We start from the raw sequence: 18,984 nt of genomic DNA on the forward strand, positions 1-18,984 counted from the left end.
CAATGGAACCCTACGCCCCGGTCCGGGGTTTGCGCGATACAGGTCGGCATCCCGGCCATCACGCGAAAGGTGTTCCGATGATCGAATGGATTCTCATACTTCTGGCCATTGCGGCCATTGCCGCCCTTCTGGGCTTCAACAGCCTGTCGGGTCTGGCGCTTACCGGTGCCAAGGTGCTGATCGTTGTGGCGCTGGTCCTGTTCTTGCTGGTGCTTTTCGGTATCATCGCGCTGGCCTAACGCGCTTCGCGAAAGGACGTAAGCTGGACCAAGGCACGGTCCGCCATGGCGCGCGCGCTTGCCAAGGCGGCCGCGCGCGCGCTATGGCCAGCGCATGTCGAGCCCATCCATCCCCCCGGAGCGGTCCCATGGCCGCAAATCCGTAACACTGAGCGCCGCCCCGCGCGATCTGCTGGACGGCCCGCAGCGCCTTGCACGGGCGTGGCGTGTGCAGGTCATCACACTCCTACCCCAAGCCTTCCCCGGAATTCTGGGCGAAAGCCTGACGGGCCGCGCGCTGCAGGACGGTCTTTGGGAACTTGAGGCGCTTGATCTGCGCCAGCACGGCATCGGCAAGCACCGCAATGTCGACGACACGCCCGCAGGCGGCGGCGCCGGTATGGTCCTGCGCGCCGACGTGATGGGCGCCGCAATCGAGGCGGCGCAGGCGCGGGCCGCGCCCGGCAGCCCCCTGATCTATCTCAGCCCACGGGGCCGCCGGTTTGACCAGCAGATGGCGCGGGATCTGGCAGCCGGGCCGGGCATGACCCTGATCTGTGGCCGGTTCGAGGGGCTGGACCAGCGCGTGATCGATCATTTCGGCGCCATCGAGGTTTCCTTGGGCGATTTCGTCATGACCGGCGGCGAGATCGCGGCGCAGGCGATGATCGACGCCGCGTTGCGCCTGCGCCCCGGCATTCTGGGAAACGAGGCGAGCGCGGTGGAGGAAAGCCATTCCAGCGGCCTTCTGGAGCATCCGCAGTATACCCGCCCCGCCGAATGGCAGGGCAGCACGATCCCGGGCGTGCTGACCTCGGGCAATCATGGCGCCATCGCCGCGTGGCGTCAGGCCGAGGCCGAGCGGATCACGCGCGAAAGGCGCCCGGATATGTGGGATCGTTACGCGAAGTGACGCCGCGCCGCTTGCAATAGACGCCCATCTGTCTTAAAGCCCGCGCAACCCGTCCCGGCACAGCCCGAGTCGGGAGCCTCAGGGTATGCCTTTGCCAGATGTTCCTCGCATTCGGGCCAGCACCACCCCAAGGCGCAGCGTAGATAATGACGATCCGATCTGGGGCGGACTTCTGACATCTGGTCAGAGGGATCCGGTCAAGGGCCACCAGCTCTCGGGGCGCGAAACACTTTGTGGACAAAAACCGCAAGCAAACCCAGGAGTTCAGCGATGAACATTATCGCTCAGATCGAAGCGGAACAGATTGCCGAGCTTGGCAAGACCATTCCCGATTTCAAGGCCGGCGACACCGTGCGCGTCGGCTTCAAGGTGACAGAAGGCACGCGCACCCGCGTTCAGGCCTTCGAGGGCGTCTGCATCAGCCGCAAGAACGGCGAAGGCATCGCCGGTTCGTTCACCGTGCGCAAGATTTCGTTTGGCGAAGGCGTGGAGCGTATGTTCCCCCTCTATTCGACCAACATCGACAGCATCGAAGTGGTGCGCCGTGGCCGTGTCCGCCGCGCCAAGCTGTATTACCTGCGCGCGCGTCGCGGCAAGTCCGCCCGTATCGCAGAAGACACCACCTACAAGCCCAAGAAAGCGTAAGGACCGGTTCGATGAAAAAAGACATCCACCCCGATTATCACGAGATCAACGTCAAGATGACCGACGGCACGATCCTGAAAATGCGCTCGACCTATGGCAAGGAAGGCGATCAGCTGTCGCTGGACATCGACCCCACCGTCCACCCCGCGTGGACCGGAAGCTCGGGCCGTCTGATGGACTCCGGTGGCCGCGTGTCCAAGTTCAAGAAGAAGTACGAAGGTCTGGGCTTCTAAGCCACTTGACCTTTGCCATTTTCCGAAGGCGCCGCCCCGCATGGGGCGGCGTTTTTCGTTGGGGCGTTTTTCGTTGGGGCACGGCCCAGCGCTCTGGATCACGCGCGGCGTGGGCACTATATGCCGCGCCATGGACCACAAAGCCTTCATAGCCCAGCTTGCGCCCGAAACGCTGGCAACACTCAACACCACGGAAAATGCCGCTGGCCTGCGCCATCTTGCGGGCCATGTCGCGTTGATCGCTGTGCTGGCTCTCTGGATCGCCCAAGGCTGGCCGCTTTGGCAGGTGGCCCTGATCGCGCAGGGCATCGCCATCTGCTTTCTCTTCACGCTCGAGCATGAGGCGACGCACAAGACACCCTTCAGATCTGCGGTGCTGAACGAATGGGTCGGGCGCGTCTGCGGCGTGCTGATACTGCTTCCGTTCGAGTGGTTTCGCTATTTTCATCTTGCCCACCACCGGCACACCAACGACCCCCAGAAGGATCCCGAGCTGGCCTCGCCCAAGCCCGAAACATGGGCGCAGTATGTGCGCCACGTCTCGGGCCTGCCCTACTGGGCGTCGATGGCGCGTATTACGCTGGATTGTGCGCGGGGCCGGATGGATGCGGCCTATATCCCCAGCCGCGCCCACCCCCGCATCATCCGCGAGGCGCGCGTGATGCTGGTGATCTACGCCGCGGCCGCCATCAGTCTTGCCGTTACGCCGCTTCTGGTCTGGATCTGGCTCTTGCCCGCGCTGCTGGGGCAGCCCTTCTTGCGGCTCTATCTGATGGCCGAACATGGGCGGTGCCCCATGGTGTCCGACATGCTGCAAAACACGCGGACCACGCGCACGAACCGCATCGTCCGGTTCCTTGCCTGGAACATGCCCTATCATACCGAGCATCACGCGATCCCGACCGTCCCCTTTCACCGGCTGCCTGCGCTGCACAAAGAGATGCAGGGCCATCATGGCGTGCTGGAGGATGGCTATGCCGGCTTTACGGCCCGGACGGTGCGCGATCTGCGCTAAGGCTTGCGCGCAAAAGGGATGCGCGGTAACTCGCAGGCCATGCTGACTGACCGATAGGTGCCCCGATGGACGATCTGCGCGACAAATACATTCAGGCCATTGCCGGTGCCGCCGATGAGGCGACGCTGGAGGATCTGCGCCTGAAGGCCATCGGCAAGAAGGGCGAGATCAGCCTTGCCATGCGCGAGCTGGGCAAGATGACCGCCGAAGAGCGCCAAAGCGCCGGGCCCAAGCTGAACGCCCTGAAGGACGAGATCACCTCGGCCCTGGCCGCTAAGAAGGAGGCATTGGGCGATGCCGCGCTGGACGAGCGTCTGCGCGGCGAATGGCTGGACGTCACGCTGCCCGCGCGGGCGCAGCGGCAGGGTACGATCCACCCGATCAGCCAGGTCACCGAAGAGGTCACCGCGATCTTTGCCGACATGGGCTTTGCCGTGGCCGAAGGGCCGCAGATCGAAAGCGATTGGTTCAATTTCGACGCGCTGAACATTCCGGGCCACCATCCCGCCCGCGCCGAGATGGACACCTTCTACACCCATCGCGGCCCCGGCGACGAGCGCCCGCCCCATGTGCTGCGCACCCATACCAGCCCCGTGCAGATCCGCGCGATGCAGGCTCAGGGCGCGCCCATCCGCGTGATCGCACCGGGCCGCGTCTATCGCGCCGATTACGACATGACGCATACGCCCATGTTCCACCAGATCGAGGGGCTTGCCATCGACAAGGACATCTCGATGGCGAACCTGAAATGGGTTCTGGAAGAATTCGTCAAGGCGTTCTTCGAGGTCGACGATGTCGAGCTGCGCTTCCGCGCGTCGCACTTCCCGTTCACCGAGCCGTCGGCCGAGGTCGACATCCGCTGCTCGTGGGAGGGCGGCACGTTGAAGGTGGGTGAGGGCGACGACTGGCTCGAAATCCTGGGTAGCGGCATGGTGCATCCCAAGGTGCTGGAGGCCGGAAACATCGACCCGAACGAATGGCAGGGCTTTGCCTTCGGCATGGGCATCGACCGGATCGCAATGCTGAAATACGGCATCCCGGATCTGCGGGCGTTTTTTGATTCAGATTTGCGGTGGCTGCGGCATTACGGGTTTGCTGCGCTGGATGTGCCGACGTTGAGGGGTGGATTGAGTAGGTGATTACCGAGAAATCGCTTTTACTATTTCTTCGGAAAGTGCAGGCGGCGCCCAATATTCCGACAATCATTTTTTCAACACTTATCTCGTTGGCGGGCGCGTGGGCAATCTACCTTTGGGGTCCCACGCCGTAGGTTGAATCTGACGTTCCACCGCACCACACCATGACCATCGGTAGTGCGGCAAGAGCCCCCACGCCTTGCCCAAGCCGGACGAGCGCCTTCGGCTTGATTCCGGACGGGGGAGGCGCTCTGTCAAACTCCTTTCTTCGACTTGATTTCGGAGGTTTCAGCGCTTTGAATTGAAGGCAAAGTCAGAGGAGCCACGCCATGCGCCTGTTTCAGCACCACAATCGCCAGGATTCAGCCGAGAGCCGCCGCGTCTATGCGATGTTCGAGCTGGCCTATACGATCACAGACTTCACTGCCGCGAGCGCATTCCTCATCGGCTCCATCCTCTTTTTCTGGGCCGAATACGAGACCGCCGCGATCTGGCTGTTCGTCATCGGCTCGTTCTGCTTTTGCCTCAAGCCGACGTTACGCCTCATCCGCGAGATCAAGTTGCTGAAAATGGGTGACACCGATGATCTGGCCAAGCGCTATCAGGGGTAAGCGGCCTTTCCCCCCAGCCCCTTCTGCGCTATGCGAGGCGCGACCCCAATGACCTGCGGATGACGGCACATGAAATTCACGATCTCCTGGCTCAAGGACCATCTCGATACATCGGCCACGGTCGATGAGATCACATATGCGCTGACCGATCTGGGCCTCGAGGTGGAGGGGGTGACGAACCCCGCCGCGCGGCTGGCCGATTTCACGCTGGGCTATGTCACCCATGCCGAGCAGCATCCCGATGCCGACCGCCTGCGCGTTTGCCGCGTGGCCACCGGCGAGGGCGAGTTGCAGATCATCTGCGGCGCGCCCAATGCGCGGCAGGGGATCACCGTGGTCGTGGCCAAGCCCGGCGTCTATGTGCCGGGTATCGACACCACCATCGGCGTCGGCAAGATCCGCGGCATCGAGAGCCATGGCATGATGTGCTCGGAGCGCGAGATGGAGCTGTCCGAGGAACATGACGGCATCATCGAGCTCAGCTCGGGCGAGGTGGGCATGCGTTACATCGACTGGCTGGCGTTGCATGATCCGGCCAAGGTCGATCCAGTGATCGAGATCGCCATCACCCCCAACCGCCCCGATGCGCTGGGTGTGCGCGGCATCGCGCGGGATTTGGCCGCGCGCGGTCTGGGCACGATGAAGAACGCGCCGCACGCCCATGTCGAGGGCGCATTCCCCTGCCCCATTCAGGTAAGCATCGACGAGGATACGGCGCAAAACGGCTGCGAGGTCTTTGCTGGGCGGCTGATCCGTGGCGTCAAGAACGGGCCCAGCCCCGCGTGGCTACAGGACCGCCTGCGCGCCATCGGATTGCGCCCGATCTCGGCGCTGGTCGATGTGACGAACTTCTTTACCTTCGACCGCAACCGGCCCCTGCACGTCTTTGATGCGGGCAAGGTCACGGGCGATCTGCGCATCCACCGCACCAAGGGCGGCGAGACGCTGATGGGTCTGGACGAAAAGGAATACACCTTCTCGCCTGGGCAGGTGGTGATTTCGGACGACACCGGCATCGAGAGCATTGGCGGCATCATGGGCGGCCTTGCCACAGGCTGCACCGAGGAGACCACCGATGTCTTTCTCGAGGCTGCTGTCTGGGACAACGTGCAGATCGCCGCGACGGGACGCGCGCTGAAAATCAACTCGGACGCGCGCTACCGCAACGAGCGCGGGATTGATCCTGCCTTCAACATGGAAGCGGTAGACCTTGCCGCGCAGATGATCATGGATCTTTGCGGCGGCACGCCCTCGAATCTGGTCAAGGCAGGCAAGGTGCCGGACACGCGCCGCGCCTATCGGCTGGTCCCGGCGCGGGTGCAGTCGCTGGTCGGCATGGAGATTCCCGAAGCCGAGCAGCGCCAGACTCTGACGGCGCTTGGCTTTCGCCTCGAAGGCGACTTGGCCACCGTGCCCAGCTGGCGGCCCGACGTTCTGGGCGAGGCGGATCTGGTCGAAGAGGTCGCGCGCGTCGCCTCCCTGACCAAGCTGCAGGGGCGCCCCCTGCCCCGGATGCAGGCAGGTGTGCCCGCCCCGATCCTGTCGCCCGCACAAAAGCGCGAGCAAATCGCGCGGCGCACGGCGGCGGCGCTGGGCTATAACGAGTGCGTCACCTACAGCTTCATCGACCATGCCTCGGCCACGCTCTTTGGCGGCGGCGACGATGCCACGATGCTGGCCAACCCGATCAGCAGCGAGATGAGCCATATGCGCCCCGCGCTGCTGCCCGGCCTCTTGCAAGCTGCGGCGCGCAACCAGTCGCGCGGCATTTCGGATATGGCGCTGTTCGAGGTCGGTCACGCCTTCCATGGCGGCGAGCCGGGCGAGCAGCACTTGCAGGTCGCGGGCGTCCTTCTGGGCCGCACCGGGCCCAAGGATGTGCACGGCAGCGCCCGCGCGGTCGACCTTTACGATGCCAAGGCGGATGCCGAGGCGATCCTGTCGGCCATCGGCGCGCCGGCCAAGGTGCAGATCCTGCGCGGGGCGCGCGAGTGGTGGCATCCGGGCCGCCATGGCATGATCTGCCTTGGCCCGAAAAAGGTGCTGGGCGTCTTTGGCGAGCTGCATCCGAAAACCCTGCGCGCGCTGGGGATCAAGGGCAACGCCATGGCCTTTACCCTGTGGCCCGCCGAGATCCCCCTGCCGCGCAACGCCACCGCCAACCGGGGCGCGGCGCAGATGCACGGGCTGCAAGCGGTCGAGCGCGACTTTGCCTTCGTCGTCGATGCGGATGTCGAGGCGCTGACGCTGGTCAACGCGGCCGCCGGCGCGGACAAGGCATTGATCGAGGATGTGCGCGTCTTTGATGAATTCATCGGCGGCAGCCTTGGCGAGGGACGCAAGTCGCTGGCCATCACCGTGCGGCTCCAACCCATCGACGCCACCCTAAAGGAAGCCGATATCGAGGCCGTCTCGGCCAAGATCGTCGACAAGGTCGCACGCGCGACCGGCGGCACCCTGCGCAGCTAAGCAAGGAGGAACGACATGCTGAACGTCTATCTCAGCGGCGAAATTCACACCGACTGGCGCGACCAGATTGAGGCGGGCGCGGAAGGGCTGCATGTGCATTTCAGCGCACCTGTGACCGATCATGGCGCCAGCGATGATTGCGGCGTCGCCATTCTGGGCGCCGAGGACAGCAAGTTCTGGCACGATCACAAGGGCGCCAAGCTGAACGCCATCCGCACGCGCATGGGGATCGAGGAGGCCGATGTCGTCGTCGTGCGCTTTGGCGACAAGTACAAGCAGTGGAACGCGGCGTTTGACGCCGGCTATGCCGCTGCCTTGGGCAAGTCACTGATCATCCTGCAACCGGCCGAGCACGATCATGCCCTCAAGGAGGTGGACGCCGCCGCACTGGCGGTTGCGCGCACTCCGGACGAAGTGGTGCAGATCCTGCGCTATGTGCTGGAGGGCACGCTGCCCAAGTGATTGCAGCGCCTTGGCGCTGACATGATCCAGACAATTAAAAAATGGAATCGGCCCCGTGCTCCAATGTGCTAAAGTCTTTGCGCAGCCGCGCGAGATGGGCCGCACAACTTGGGATTTAGGGACAATTATGTTAGGCGAATTCAAAGACTTCATTGCCAAGGGCAATGTCATGGACATGGCTGTCGGCATCATCGTTGGCGCGGCCTTTACTGCCATCGTGACATCAATGGTCGGTGACATCATAAACCCGATCATCGGGCTTTTTACGGGCGGCATCGATTTCACCAACAACTACGCCGTTCTGGCGGGTGACGTGCCAGCGGGCGCATCGCTCGACGCGGCGCGCGAAGCGGGGGCCTCCGTCTTTGCCTATGGTGCGTTCATCATGGCGGTCATCAATTTTCTGATTATCGCCTTCGTCGTTTTCATGTTGGTCAAATACGTCAACAAGGTCAAATCCTTGGCCGAGAAGCCCGACGAGGTCGCGCCCGAGGTCCACACCGGGCCGTCCGAGAAGGACATCCTGATCGAGATCCGCGACGCCCTGCGCACCCGCTGAGCGATATACCCTCATTTCAAAAGGCCCCGGAGCGACCGGGGCCTTTCGTCATTGGTCCGACGCTGTTGCGCTCCCAATGTGGTCGCGGGGCAGGCTGGCGATCTTCCGGCCCTCCCTCAGTCGACGACCCGGCAGGTCAGGTTGATCCGTCCTCCGCCGCTGAGCAGGCTGGACGAGCCAAAGCGGATCCTGTCCACCCCGTGATGCACGAGGCGCGCGTCGCCTCCCATCACCACCACATCACCCGAGTGCAGCCAGTGCGACACCGTGCTGCCGCCCCGCGCGACATTGCCGATGCGCAAGAGCCCGTCATCGCCCAGCGAGATCGACAGCACCGGCCATTTGAAATCCGCCTCGTCGCGGTCCTGATGCAGGCCCATGCGCGCGCCTTCGCCATAATAGTTGATGAGGCAACAATCGGGATCGCGCACATCGCTGACCAGATCGCGCCAGATGCCCAGCACCGCCTGCGGTATCGCGGGCCACGCCTGCCCGTCCGGGTGCGTGGACGCATAGCGATAGCCTGCCCGGTCCGATATCCAGCCATAGCGGCCCGCCGATGTCATGCGCACGCTCATCGCGCGCCCCATGGGGGTCATCGGCGAAAAAAGCGGCGCTGCCGCGACCACGGCGCGCAGCGCCTCCACCAGCGCGGCCTGCGCGCCCGCGTCTATGTAACCCGGGAAAATTCGAAATCCGCGCAGCTCCAGTTCGGTCATATCGCGCCCTCGCACGGCTTTTTTGATGAAATTCTGCAAATTGCCTCACGCCGCACCGCTTGCAGGGCGTTTGCGCCCTCCCTATATACGCCCAGAAGCAGAGGCCAGCAAACGCGGGCCATGCCTTTCATAACCGGGGGTAGGTGCCGAAACGGGCCTGTTCCCGCCATATCGCCTGAAGAGAAAGGGATGTAATCCATGTCCAAAGTCATTGGTATCGACCTCGGAACCACCAACAGCTGCATCGCCATCATGGATGGCCAGACTGCACGCGTGATCGAAAACTCCGAAGGGGCGCGCACGACGCCCTCGATCGTCGCCTTCACCGAGAATGAGCGTCTCGTCGGTCAGCCCGCCAAGCGGCAGGCCGTCACGAACCCCGAAAACACCGTATTTGGCGTCAAGCGCCTGATCGGCCGCCGCGCCGATGACAGCCATCTGGCCAAAGACAACAAGAACATGCCCTTCAAGGTCGTCGATGGCGGCAATGGCGACGCATGGGTCGAGGCGCGCGGCGAGAAATACTCCCCCAGCCAGATCAGCGCGTTCATCCTGGGCAAGATGAAGGAAACCGCCGAGAGCTATCTGGGCGAGGAAGTCACGCAGGCCGTCATCACCGTGCCCGCCTATTTCAACGACCAGCAGCGCCAGGCCACCAAGGACGCGGGCAAGATCGCGGGCCTCGAAGTGCTGCGCATCGTGAACGAGCCGACGGCAGCCGCGCTGGCCTATGGCCTCGACAAAAAGGATGAGCAGACGATCGCGGTCTATGACCTCGGCGGCGGCACATTCGACGTCACGATCCTCGAAATGGCCGAAGGCTTCTTTGAGGTGAAGGCCACCAATGGTGACACCTTCCTCGGTGGCGAAGATTTCGACATGCGGATCGTCAACTACCTGGCCGGCGAGTTCAAGAAAGAGCACCAGGTCGACCTGACGCAGGACAAGATGGCCCTGCAGCGCCTGAAAGAGGCGGCTGAAAAGGCCAAGATCGAGCTTTCAAGCTCGAGCCAGACCGAGATCAACCAGCCGTTCATCTCGATGTCCTCAAGTGGCCAGCCGCTGCACATGGTCATGAAACTGACCCGTGCCAAGCTGGAATCGCTGGTCAGCGACCTGATCAAGGCATCGCTCAAGCCGTGCCAAGCCGCGCTCAAGGACGCCGGCCTGACAGCCAACGACATCGACGAGGTCGTTCTGGTTGGCGGCATGACGCGTATGCCCAAGGTGATCGAAGAGGTGACCAAGCTCTTTGGCAAGGAGCCGAACAAGGGTGTGAACCCCGATGAGGTCGTCGCGATGGGCGCGGCCATTCAGGCGGCCGTTCTGCAAGGCGACATCAAGGACGTCGTGCTGCTGGATGTCACGCCCCTGTCGCTGGGCATCGAGACGCTGGGCGGTGTCTTTACCCGCCTGATCGACCGCAACACGACGATCCCGACGAACAAGAGCCAGGTCTTCTCGACCGCCGAAGACAACCAGAACGCCGTGACGATCCGCGTGTTCCAGGGCGAGCGTGAGATGGCCGCCGACAACAAGATGCTGGGCCAGTTCAATCTGGAAAACATCCCGCCCGCACCGCGCGGCATGCCCCAGATCGAAGTGACCTTCGACATCGACACCAACGGCATCGTATCGGTTTCGGCCAAGGACAAGGGCACGAACAAAGAGCACAAGATCACGATCCAGGCGTCGGGTGGCCTCAGCGAAGAGGACATCGAAAAGATGGTCAAGGACGCAGAGGAGAACGCGGACGCCGACAAGGCCCGCCGCGAGCTGGTCGAGGCGCGCAACCAGGCAGAAAGCCTGATCGACTCGACCGAGCGCTCGATGGAAGAGCATTCGGACAAGGTGGACCCCACCACGATCGAGGCTATCGAACTGGCGATTTCTTCGCTCAAGGAAGACCTTGAGAAGGATGACGCGGCCAAGATCAAGTCCGGCATCCAGAATGTCTCGGAAGCCGCGATGAAGCTGGGTGAGGCGATCTACAAGGCTAGCCAGTCGGAAGAAGACGGCAGCCCGGCAGGCGCCGATGAGGCTGGCGGCTCGGGCGATGACGACGTCGTCGACGCCGACTTCGAGGACCTTGACGACGACAAGCGCGCGTGATGCGCCGCTGAGAAACCTTCGGGCCGGTCTTTAGGGCCGGCCCGTTTCGTTTCAGGTTTAGGAGGGTCCGAATGGCCAAACGCGATTATTACGAGGTTCTGGGCGTCGCGCGCGGGGCCTCGGCAGATGAAATCAAGAAGGCATACCGTCAAAAGGCGCGTGCGCTGCACCCCGACAGCAACAAGGACAATCCCAACGCCGAGACGCAGTTCAAGGAAGTGGGCGAAGCCTACGACGTGTTGAAAGACGGCGAGAAGAAAGCTGCCTATGACCGTTTCGGCCACGCTGCCTTCGAAGGTGGCATGGGCGGCGGTGGCGGCGGCGGACGGGGCGGCCACCCCGGCGCGCAAGGGCAAGGCGATTTCGCCAGTGCCTTTTCCGATGTGTTCGATGACCTCTTTGGGGATTTCATGGGCGCACGGGGCGGCGGCGGGCGGCAACGCGCCGCGCGCGGGTCTGACCTGCGCTACAACATGCGCGTCACGCTCGAAGAAGCCTACAGGGGCCTTCAAAAGACCATCAATGTGCCCACGTCGGTGCAATGCACGTCCTGCGATGGATCGGGGGCCGAGGGCGGTGCCGAGCCGACGACGTGCCCCACCTGTTCGGGCATGGGCAAGGTGCGCGCACAGCAAGGCTTCTTTACCGTCGAGCGGACGTGTCCGACCTGCTCGGGCATGGGCCAGATCGTTCAAAACCCCTGCAAGGCCTGCGGTGGCCAGGGCCGCGTCGAAAAAGACCGCGCGCTGAGCGTCAACATCCCAGCGGGTGTCGAGACCGGCACGCGCATTCGCTTGTCGGGCGAAGGCGAGGCGGGGATGCGCGGCGGGCCTCCCGGCGATCTCTACATCTTTATCGAAGTGGCCAAGCATCCCCTCTTCGAGCGCGAAGAGACCAACCTTTATTGCAACGTGCCGGTCTCGATGATCAGCGCAGCGATTGGCGGCGACATCGAGGTGCCCACCATCGACGGCGGCCGCAGCAAGGTTAAGATCCCCGAGGGCAGCCAGTCGGGCCGCCAGATGCGCCTGCGTGGCAAGGGGATGCCCGCGCTGCGGGGCGGTGGCTTTGGCGATATGTTCATCGAACTGGCAGTCGAGACGCCCGTCAATCTGACCTCCAAGCAAAAGGATCTCTTGCGCGAATTCGAGGCGCTGTCCGAGGACAACAACCCCGAGAGCAAGACGTTCTTCAAGTCGGTCAAGTCGTTCTGGGACAGCATGAAGGGCTGATCCGGGCCTGATTTCCGTGCGTGTTACCAAGAGGCCCCGCCATATGTATGGCGGGGCCTCTTTTGCGTTCAGCGATAATCGTAGAGAAGTTTCTCCAACTCGCGCCGTTCGCGGCGCGCACGCAGCTGCCGCGTCGATATCCGCTCGGGGTCGAGCTTGGTCCACCCATCCCGCGTCTCGAGAACGAAGCGCCGCGTCGCCCCGACAGACAGATCATCCGCGCCATAGGCCGCGATGACGGTCAGCTTCAGCCCGTCAAAACGCTCGCTGACGTTTTCCTCGGACTCGCCCAAAGCACGCGCGCAGCGCGCCATGAGCGCCGAGAATTTCCCGATGTCCATAAACTCACCCGACTCCAGCGGGCCCTGATTGGTTGCCTCACTGCTCTTGCTGACCTCACCGACTTCATATGAATCTAGATCCGAGATTTCAGCTGACATGCTGGTGCCGCCCTTCTCCAGCGTGCCGATGATGCTGATGACATACAGCGGCTCGGCGCCCATGTTCGAGATCAGGCACCGCGCGTCTGTTCCGCGCCCCGCCCCGCGATTGATCAGGATACGCGTGCGCCGCTGGCGCCGAAACGACAGGAACAAGAGCTGGAAGTATCCGACCCATACAAAAACGGTCACAACGCTGATGACGACGTTCAGCCCCGCGCTGTTTTCTGCAATCCATTCCCACATACGGGCTGCGTCCTTTCTAGATTCCGTTGCGTTTGCAGAACAACCAGCCGCCGTGGCCCAAGTTCCGACCCCTCAGACCTCCCGGCGCCCTTTCATATTGCCAAGGCGCGTTATACTGTGATTCAAACGCTCCGAGCCGAGGGCGTGGGCAAGGGACTTGGGACATGGCGCATATAATCGTCGTCGGAAACGAAAAGGGCGGCGCGGGCAAATCGACTGTGTCGATGCACGTTGCCACGGCCCTCGCGCGGCTGGGCAAAACCGTGAGCACGCTGGATCTGGATCTGCGGCAAAAAACGTTCGGCCGCTACGCCGAAAACCGCAAAACCTATCTGGCCAAGGCAGGTCTCAGCCTGCCCAGCCCCTATTATCACGACCTGCCCGAGGTCGATCAAAGCGCGCTGACACCGGGCGAGAACATCTATGACCGCCGGCTGTCCGAGGCGGTCGCATCGCTGGAGCCTGACAGCGATTTCATCGTGATCGATTGCCCAGGCTCGCACACGCGGCTGAGCCAGGTGGCGCATAGCCTTGCCGATACACTCATCACGCCGCTCAATGACAGTTTCGTCGATTTTGATCTGCTGGCCCATGTCGACGGCGACGGCCGCAAGATCCTGCGACCTTCAGTCTATTCCGAGATGGTCTGGAACGCGCGCCAATTGCGCGCGCAAGCCGGGCTGAAACCCATTGACTGGATCGTCGTGCGCAACCGCGTTGGCGCCCAAGCGATGGTGAACAAAGAGAAAATGGGCGCGGCCCTCGACAATCTGGCCAAGCGCATCGGCTTTCGCGTTGCGCCCGGCTTTAACGAGCGGGTGATCTTTCGCGAGCTCTTTCCGCGCGGCCTGACCCTGCTGGATCTCAAGGATGTGGGCGTCAAGCAGCTGAACATCTCGAACATCGCGGCGCGGCAAGAGCTGCGCGATCTTATCGCGGCACTGAAACTTCCGGGGGTCGAGGCGACGTTCTGATGCGCCTGCGCCTCAGGGCGATGACATTCGACACCAAGAGCGCCCCGATCACAAGCGCCCCACCAAAAATCGCCCAAGGGCCGGGGTCTTCGCCGATCAGCGCCCAGACAAGCAGTGGCGCCAGCACGGATTCGAGCAAGATCAGGAGCGACACCTCCGCCGAGGACAGATAGCGCGGACCCAGCGTCAGAAGGCAGGTCGACATCGCGATGAAACCGCCATGTGCCAGTATCAAGGGCCACTGGGATGGCATCGCCTGACCCGGCGTGGCCCAGATCATCATGACAAGCGCCGACAGCAGGTATGAGACGGGGATCGCCGGTATCATCGAGGTTGCCCGCACCTTGCGCACAGCCGTCAGCGCAGCGGCAAAGGTAGCCGAAACAGCGAGCGCGATCACATCGCCCTGCCAGCTTGCGACCTCGCTTTCACTGCTGCCATACGCGATGATGCCAAGGCCGGGTAGCACTGCGCCCATCGTCAGGACCATACGCCGGCTGAACGGCTCGCCCAGAAAAATCCGGCTGAAAATCGCGGCAAAGATCGGGATGGATGCAAAGATGAAAACGACATTTGCAACACTGGTCAGCGATATCGCCATCACGAAACCGGGCGCCGTCGTTGCCATCAATAGCGTATAAAGCAACCCGGGCCACCCTGTGCGTGCCACCGCCCGAAACCCGGCAAGCCCCTGAAATACCAGGCATCCCGCCAGGATCAGACTGCCGGAAATACAGGCGCGCCAAAAGGTGATCGTGGCCGGGTCGGCCGCGATCATGCGCACGAAAAGGGAATCGGGGACGATCATCAGCACGCCCAGCGTGGTGATCAAAAGCCCCTTCAGATGCTCGCTCATTAGCGATTTGTTGACGGGAATCGTCCCAATGTAAAGGCGCCCAGCGCATGAGTTTGGCCCGCATAACGAGCGAGGATGAAATGCTCTTTTTTGTTCAGCAGGGGTGGTTGCCATGATGCCGCTGGTCCAGGTCATCTGGCTTGGCCTCTCGGCTGGCCTTTTCGCCATCTGGATCTGCCTGCTAGCCTCGCTTGGCCGGACGATGCGCGGCGGTGCCATATCCTCCGGCAGCGCCCCAGCACACGCCATGAGGGGAGCGCTTTCCCACCCCGCACCGCGCGCAACTCTGGGCCATCTGGCGGGCTTGACGGCCACGTTGCTGACGCTTGCAGGTCTTGGCCTTCTTCTGTGGCCACCCTGAGCCATCTGGAGCGCAATGAGGCGCAGCGCGTTCTTTCAACCGGCGCGCCGCTCTGTCATAATCGCCCAAACTCAAAAAGAGCGAGCAGCGCACCCCATGTCCGACCTTTTGTCCGCCGCCACATCCTCGGGCGACTACGATGCATCCTCGATCCAGGTTCTGGAGGATATGGAGCATGTGCGCCTACGCCCCGGCATGTATATCGGCGGCAAGGATGACCGCGCGCTGCACCATATGGTCGCCGAGATCATCGACAACTCGATGGACGAGGCTGTGGCAGGTCATGCCAGCTGGATCGAGGTGGAGCTGCACGAGAATGGCCATGTGTCCGTGCGTGACAACGGGCGCGGCATCCCAACGGGGCCGCACCCCAAGGACCCCAAGAAGTCCGCGCTCGAGATCATCTTCTGCACGCTGAATGCGGGCGGCAAATTCTCCGGCGACAGCTATCAGACCTCGGGCGGTTTGCACGGTGTCGGCTCTTCGGTGGTGAATGCGCTATCGGACCATTTGCGCGTCGAGGTGGCTCGCAACAAAGAACTCTTTGCGATGGAATTTTCGCGTGGGCTGCCCCAGGGCCCTCTGGAAAAGATCGGCGCCGCCCCCAACCGGCGCGGCACCGCAGTCACCTTTCACCCTGATCCCGAGATCTTCGGCTCGCTCAAGCTGAAGCCCGCGCGCCTTTTCAAGATGGCCCGTTCCAAGGCGTATCTCTTCTCAGGGGTCGAGATCCGCTGGAAGTCCGACATCGACGATGGCGAGACGCCGCGCGAGGCCAAATTCCATTTTCCCGGCGGGTTGTCGGACTACCTGAGCGAGGCAATGGGCGGCGCCACCACCTACGCCGACACGCCCTTCGCAGGGTCCGTCAGCTTTGAGAAGTTCAAGGTGCCGGGCAAGGTGGAATGGGCGATCAACTGGACACCCGCACGCGACGGCTTCATCCAATCCTATTGCAACACCGTCCCCACCCCCGAGGGCGGCACGCATGAGGCCGGTTTCTGGGCCGCCATCCTCAAGGGCATCAAGGCTTATGGCGAGTTGGTGAACGTCAAGAAGGCCGCGACCATCACGCGCGAAGACCTGATGACCGGTGCGGGCGCGCTGGTCAGTTGCTTTGTCCGCGATCCCGAATTTGTCGGCCAGACCAAGGATCGGCTGGCCACCGTCGAGGCGCAGCGCATGGTCGAAAACTCGGTGCGCGATCATTTCGACAATTGGCTGGCCGCCGATACGAAGTCGGCGGGCGGGATCCTCGACTTCCTTGTCCTGCGCGCCGAAGAACGCCTACGCCGGAGGCAGGAAAAGGAAACCCAGCGCAAGACTGCCACCAAGAAATTGCGCCTGCCCGGCAAGCTGGTCGACTGCTCGTCCAACACCCGCGACGGGACCGAGCTATTCATCGTCGAGGGCGATAGTGCGGGCGGTTCGGCCAAGATGGCGCGCGACCGCAGGACGCAAGCCCTGCTGCCCCTGCGCGGCAAGATCCTGAACGTGCTCGGTGCCGCCAGCTCGAAACTGGGCAGCAATCAGGAGATCAGTGATCTCACGCAGGCGCTGGGTGTCGGCCTCGGCTCGAAGTTCAATCTGGACGATCTGCGGTATGACAAGATCATCATCATGACCGATGCCGATGTCGACGGCGCGCATATCGCCGCGCTCCTCATGACGTTCTTCTTCAGCCAGATGCGTCCGATGATTGACGCAGGCCACCTCTATCTCGCCTGCCCGCCGCTTTATCGCCTCAGCCAAGGCGCGCGCCGCGTCTATTGCCTCGATCAGGCCGAGCGGGATCTCTGGATGGAAAAGGGCCTGGGCGGCAAGGGCAAGATCGACGTCAGCCGGTTCAAGGGCCTCGGCGAAATGGACGCCAAGGACCTCAAGGAAACCACCATGAACGCGCAATCCCGCAAGCTGATCCGCGTCACCATCGACGAGGACGAGCCGGGCCAGACCGGCGACCTTGTCGAGCGCCTGATGGGAAAGAAGCCCGAGCTGCGGTTCCAGTATATCCAGGAAAATGCGCGGTTCGTGGAGGAGCTGGATGTTTGAGAGGCGATGCAGCGCCCCATGACCCCCCATCCCTTCACCCTCGCCGGCGCACGTCTCATCGCGCTTCCGTCCGGCGCGCTCTATTGGCCGGATGAAAACCTGCTCTGCGCCTCGGACCTGCACCTTGGCAAGGCAGAGCGGTACGCGCGCCGCAGCGCCGCCTCCCTGCCCCCTTACGAGACGCGCGACACGCTGGCCCGGCTCGACGCCGATCTCGCGGCGACCGGGGCCAAGACGGTGGTCTGCCTCGGCGACAGTTTCGACGACAGCGCCGCTGCGGACGCCCTCAGCACCAACGAAAAGCTCTGGATCACCACGATGCAATCGGGCCGCCGATGGGTCTGGATCGAGGGCAATCACGATCCCGGTCCGGTCGACCTTGGCGGCACGCATCTGGCCGAACTGCCACTGCCGCCGCTCACCTTCCGCCATATCGCGCGCCCCGGCGCCAGCGGCGAGCTCTCGGGCCACTACCACCCAAAGGCGTCCGTCAAGGCGCGCGGGCGCAGCGTCAGCCGCCCCGCCTTCCTCATCGACAGCGATCGCGTGATTTTGCCCGCCTATGGCACCTATACGGGCGGCCTGCGTAGCGACAACGCCGCCCTGTCCGGCCTGATGCGCGCCGAGGCGGTGGCGGTGCTGACCGGGACAGTCGCGCGCGCCATCCCCATGCCTCGCTAAACGTCAAAGGGCCGCCCCCTTATACGGGCGCGGCCCCAGATCTCAGAACTGTGGCAGGCTCAGACCGTCAGCCCCTCGGGCTCATCCAGCCCATTGGCGCGGCAGGCCGCCGTCAGCGTATTGGCCAGCAGGCAGGCAATCGTCATCGGGCCGACACCGCCCGGCACGGGCGTGATGGCACCCGCACGCGCAGCGCAGGTCTCATACTCCACATCGCCCACCAGGCGCGTCTTGCCACCCTCGCCCTCGACGCGGTTGATCCCCACATCTATCACGGTCGCCCCTTCCTTGATCCAGTCGCCAGGCACCATTTCGGGGCGGCCCACAGCGGCAACAACGATATCGGCGCGGCGCACCACATCGGCCAAATCCTTGGTCCGCGAATGCGCGATCGTCACGGTACAGCTGTCACCCAGCAGCAGCTGCGCCATAGGCTTGCCCACGATATTGCTGCGCCCGATCACGACCGCATCAAGACCCGAGAGCGTGCCATGATGATCGCGCAGCATCATCAGACAGCCCAGCGGTGTGCAGGGCACCATGCTCTTCTGCCCCGTCCCCAGCAGGCCCACGTTAGAGATGTGAAACCCGTCCACATCCTTGGCGGGATCGATGGAATTGATGACCAGATCCTCGTCCAGATGCTTGGGAAGCGGCAGCTGCACCAAAATCCCGTGAATGCTCTCATCCTTGTTCAGCTGGTCGATCAGAGCCAGCAGATCCGCCTCGGACGTATCCACATCCAGCTTGTGCTCGACACTCTTCATGCCGACTTCGGTCGTCAGCTTGCCCTTCGAGCGGACGTAGACCTGGCTGGCCGGATCCTCTCCCACCAGCACGACAGCGAGGCCCGGCACCAGATCATGCGCCTCCTTCAGGCGGGCAACATGCGCGCCTACCTTGCCGCGGATCCGGGCTGCAAATGCCTTGCCATCAATCACCTGAGCGGTCATCGCGCTCTCCTTGTCATAGGGGGCGCCGCCCCTGCTTCATCTTGGGTTAAATACTCCCGCGCGGAGCGCGAGGAGCCGCCCGAAGGGCGGCGACCGG

20 protein-coding genes are annotated in these 18,984 nt (G+C 63.1%); 16 read left to right on the forward strand and 4 right to left on the reverse strand.

Annotated features, from left to right (window positions below; translation table 11 throughout):
• Positions 1-77: 77 nt before the first annotated feature.
• The 10 genes from V8352_RS02030 to mscL all read left to right on the forward strand — a co-directional run bounded on the left by V8352_RS02030 (position 78) and on the right by mscL (position 8,261).
• A complete protein-coding gene (locus tag V8352_RS02030) occupies positions 78-239 on the forward strand; it encodes a DUF1328 family protein (RefSeq protein ID WP_336422585.1) in 162 nt (53 codons plus the stop codon).
• A 94-nt stretch (positions 240-333) separates the two neighbouring features.
• A complete protein-coding gene (trmD, locus tag V8352_RS02035) occupies positions 334-1,131 on the forward strand; it encodes a tRNA (guanosine(37)-N1)-methyltransferase TrmD (RefSeq protein WP_336422586.1) in 798 nt (265 codons plus the stop codon).
• A 270-nt stretch (positions 1,132-1,401) separates the two neighbouring features.
• Positions 1,402-1,776 (forward strand): 50S ribosomal protein L19, encoded by a 375-nt coding sequence (rplS, locus tag V8352_RS02040; RefSeq protein ID WP_336422587.1) that lies wholly within the window; start codon positions 1,402-1,404, stop codon positions 1,774-1,776.
• An 11-nt stretch (positions 1,777-1,787) separates the two neighbouring features.
• On the forward strand, positions 1,788-2,009 hold the full coding sequence (gene rpmE / locus V8352_RS02045) for a 50S ribosomal protein L31 (RefSeq protein WP_336422588.1): 222 nt from the start codon (positions 1,788-1,790) through the stop codon (positions 2,007-2,009).
• Between the two features lie 130 nt (positions 2,010-2,139).
• Entirely contained in the window at positions 2,140-3,024 is an 885-nt protein-coding gene (locus tag V8352_RS02050) for a fatty acid desaturase (protein WP_336422589.1), read from the forward strand.
• 65 nt (positions 3,025-3,089) lie between these two features.
• Entirely contained in the window at positions 3,090-4,163 is a 1,074-nt protein-coding gene (gene pheS, locus V8352_RS02055) for a phenylalanine--tRNA ligase subunit alpha (RefSeq protein WP_336422590.1), read from the forward strand.
• Positions 4,164-4,489: 326 nt separating this feature from the next.
• Complete coding sequence (locus V8352_RS02060) at positions 4,490-4,771, forward strand: YrhK family protein (protein WP_336422591.1); 282 nt, start codon at positions 4,490-4,492, stop codon at positions 4,769-4,771.
• 69 nt (positions 4,772-4,840) lie between these two features.
• A complete protein-coding gene (gene pheT / locus V8352_RS02065; RefSeq protein ID WP_336422592.1) occupies positions 4,841-7,240 on the forward strand; it encodes a phenylalanine--tRNA ligase subunit beta in 2,400 nt (799 codons plus the stop codon).
• 15 nt (positions 7,241-7,255) lie between these two features.
• On the forward strand, positions 7,256-7,702 hold the full coding sequence (locus V8352_RS02070) for a YtoQ family protein (protein ID WP_336422593.1): 447 nt from the start codon (positions 7,256-7,258) through the stop codon (positions 7,700-7,702).
• A gap of 127 nt (positions 7,703-7,829) precedes the next feature.
• Entirely contained in the window at positions 7,830-8,261 is a 432-nt protein-coding gene (mscL, locus tag V8352_RS02075) for a large conductance mechanosensitive channel protein MscL (RefSeq protein ID WP_336422594.1), read from the forward strand.
• Positions 8,262-8,377: 116 nt separating this feature from the next.
• On the opposite strand, the gene V8352_RS02080 is transcribed toward mscL, so the two are convergent.
• Complete coding sequence (locus tag V8352_RS02080; protein WP_336422595.1) at positions 8,378-8,980, reverse strand: alpha-ketoglutarate-dependent dioxygenase AlkB family protein; 603 nt, start codon at positions 8,978-8,980, stop codon at positions 8,378-8,380.
• Between the two features lie 198 nt (positions 8,981-9,178).
• Here V8352_RS02080 and dnaK point away from each other — a divergent pair, with 198 nt between their 5' ends.
• Together dnaK and dnaJ are read left to right on the forward strand one after the other, a co-directional pair.
• Positions 9,179-11,092 (forward strand): molecular chaperone DnaK, encoded by a 1,914-nt coding sequence (dnaK, locus tag V8352_RS02085; protein ID WP_336422596.1) that lies wholly within the window; start codon positions 9,179-9,181, stop codon positions 11,090-11,092.
• Positions 11,093-11,163: 71 nt separating this feature from the next.
• Positions 11,164-12,324, forward strand: a complete 1,161-nt coding sequence (gene dnaJ / locus V8352_RS02090) for a molecular chaperone DnaJ (protein ID WP_336422597.1) — start codon at positions 11,164-11,166, stop codon at positions 12,322-12,324.
• Between the two features lie 68 nt (positions 12,325-12,392).
• Here dnaJ and V8352_RS02095 read toward each other — a convergent pair whose 3' ends face one another.
• Positions 12,393-13,010: a hypothetical protein gene (locus V8352_RS02095; protein WP_336422598.1), complete on the reverse strand. Its 618-nt coding sequence runs from the start codon at positions 13,008-13,010 to the stop codon at positions 12,393-12,395.
• 164 nt (positions 13,011-13,174) lie between these two features.
• On the opposite strand from V8352_RS02095, the gene V8352_RS02100 reads away from it, so the two are divergent.
• Positions 13,175-13,984 (forward strand): division plane positioning ATPase MipZ, encoded by an 810-nt coding sequence (locus V8352_RS02100; RefSeq protein WP_336422599.1) that lies wholly within the window; start codon positions 13,175-13,177, stop codon positions 13,982-13,984.
• Here V8352_RS02100 and V8352_RS02105 read toward each other — a convergent pair.
• A complete protein-coding gene (locus tag V8352_RS02105) occupies positions 13,941-14,840 on the reverse strand; it encodes a DMT family transporter (protein WP_336422600.1) in 900 nt (299 codons plus the stop codon). The genes V8352_RS02100 and V8352_RS02105 overlap by 44 nt on opposite strands.
• A gap of 112 nt (positions 14,841-14,952) precedes the next feature.
• Here V8352_RS02105 and V8352_RS02110 point away from each other — a divergent pair, with 112 nt between their 5' ends.
• The 3 genes from V8352_RS02110 (at position 14,953) to pdeM (ending at position 17,934) form a co-directional block, all read left to right on the forward strand.
• Positions 14,953-15,201 carry a hypothetical protein gene (locus V8352_RS02110; protein ID WP_336422601.1) on the forward strand — a complete coding sequence of 83 codons (249 nt, stop codon included), beginning with the start codon at positions 14,953-14,955 and terminating at the stop codon, positions 15,199-15,201.
• A 96-nt stretch (positions 15,202-15,297) separates the two neighbouring features.
• A complete protein-coding gene (locus tag V8352_RS02115; RefSeq protein ID WP_336422602.1) occupies positions 15,298-17,253 on the forward strand; it encodes a DNA gyrase/topoisomerase IV subunit B in 1,956 nt (651 codons plus the stop codon).
• Positions 17,254-17,271: 18 nt separating this feature from the next.
• A complete protein-coding gene (gene pdeM, locus V8352_RS02120; RefSeq protein WP_336422603.1) occupies positions 17,272-17,934 on the forward strand; it encodes a ligase-associated DNA damage response endonuclease PdeM in 663 nt (220 codons plus the stop codon).
• A gap of 59 nt (positions 17,935-17,993) precedes the next feature.
• Here pdeM and folD read toward each other — a convergent pair whose 3' ends face one another.
• A complete protein-coding gene (gene folD, locus V8352_RS02125; RefSeq protein WP_336422604.1) occupies positions 17,994-18,887 on the reverse strand; it encodes a bifunctional methylenetetrahydrofolate dehydrogenase/methenyltetrahydrofolate cyclohydrolase FolD in 894 nt (297 codons plus the stop codon).
• Between the last annotated feature and the right edge of the window lie 97 nt (positions 18,888-18,984).

Source organism: Roseovarius sp. D0-M9, from assembly GCF_037083805.1.
GTDB lineage: Bacteria > Pseudomonadota > Alphaproteobacteria > Rhodobacterales > Rhodobacteraceae > Roseovarius.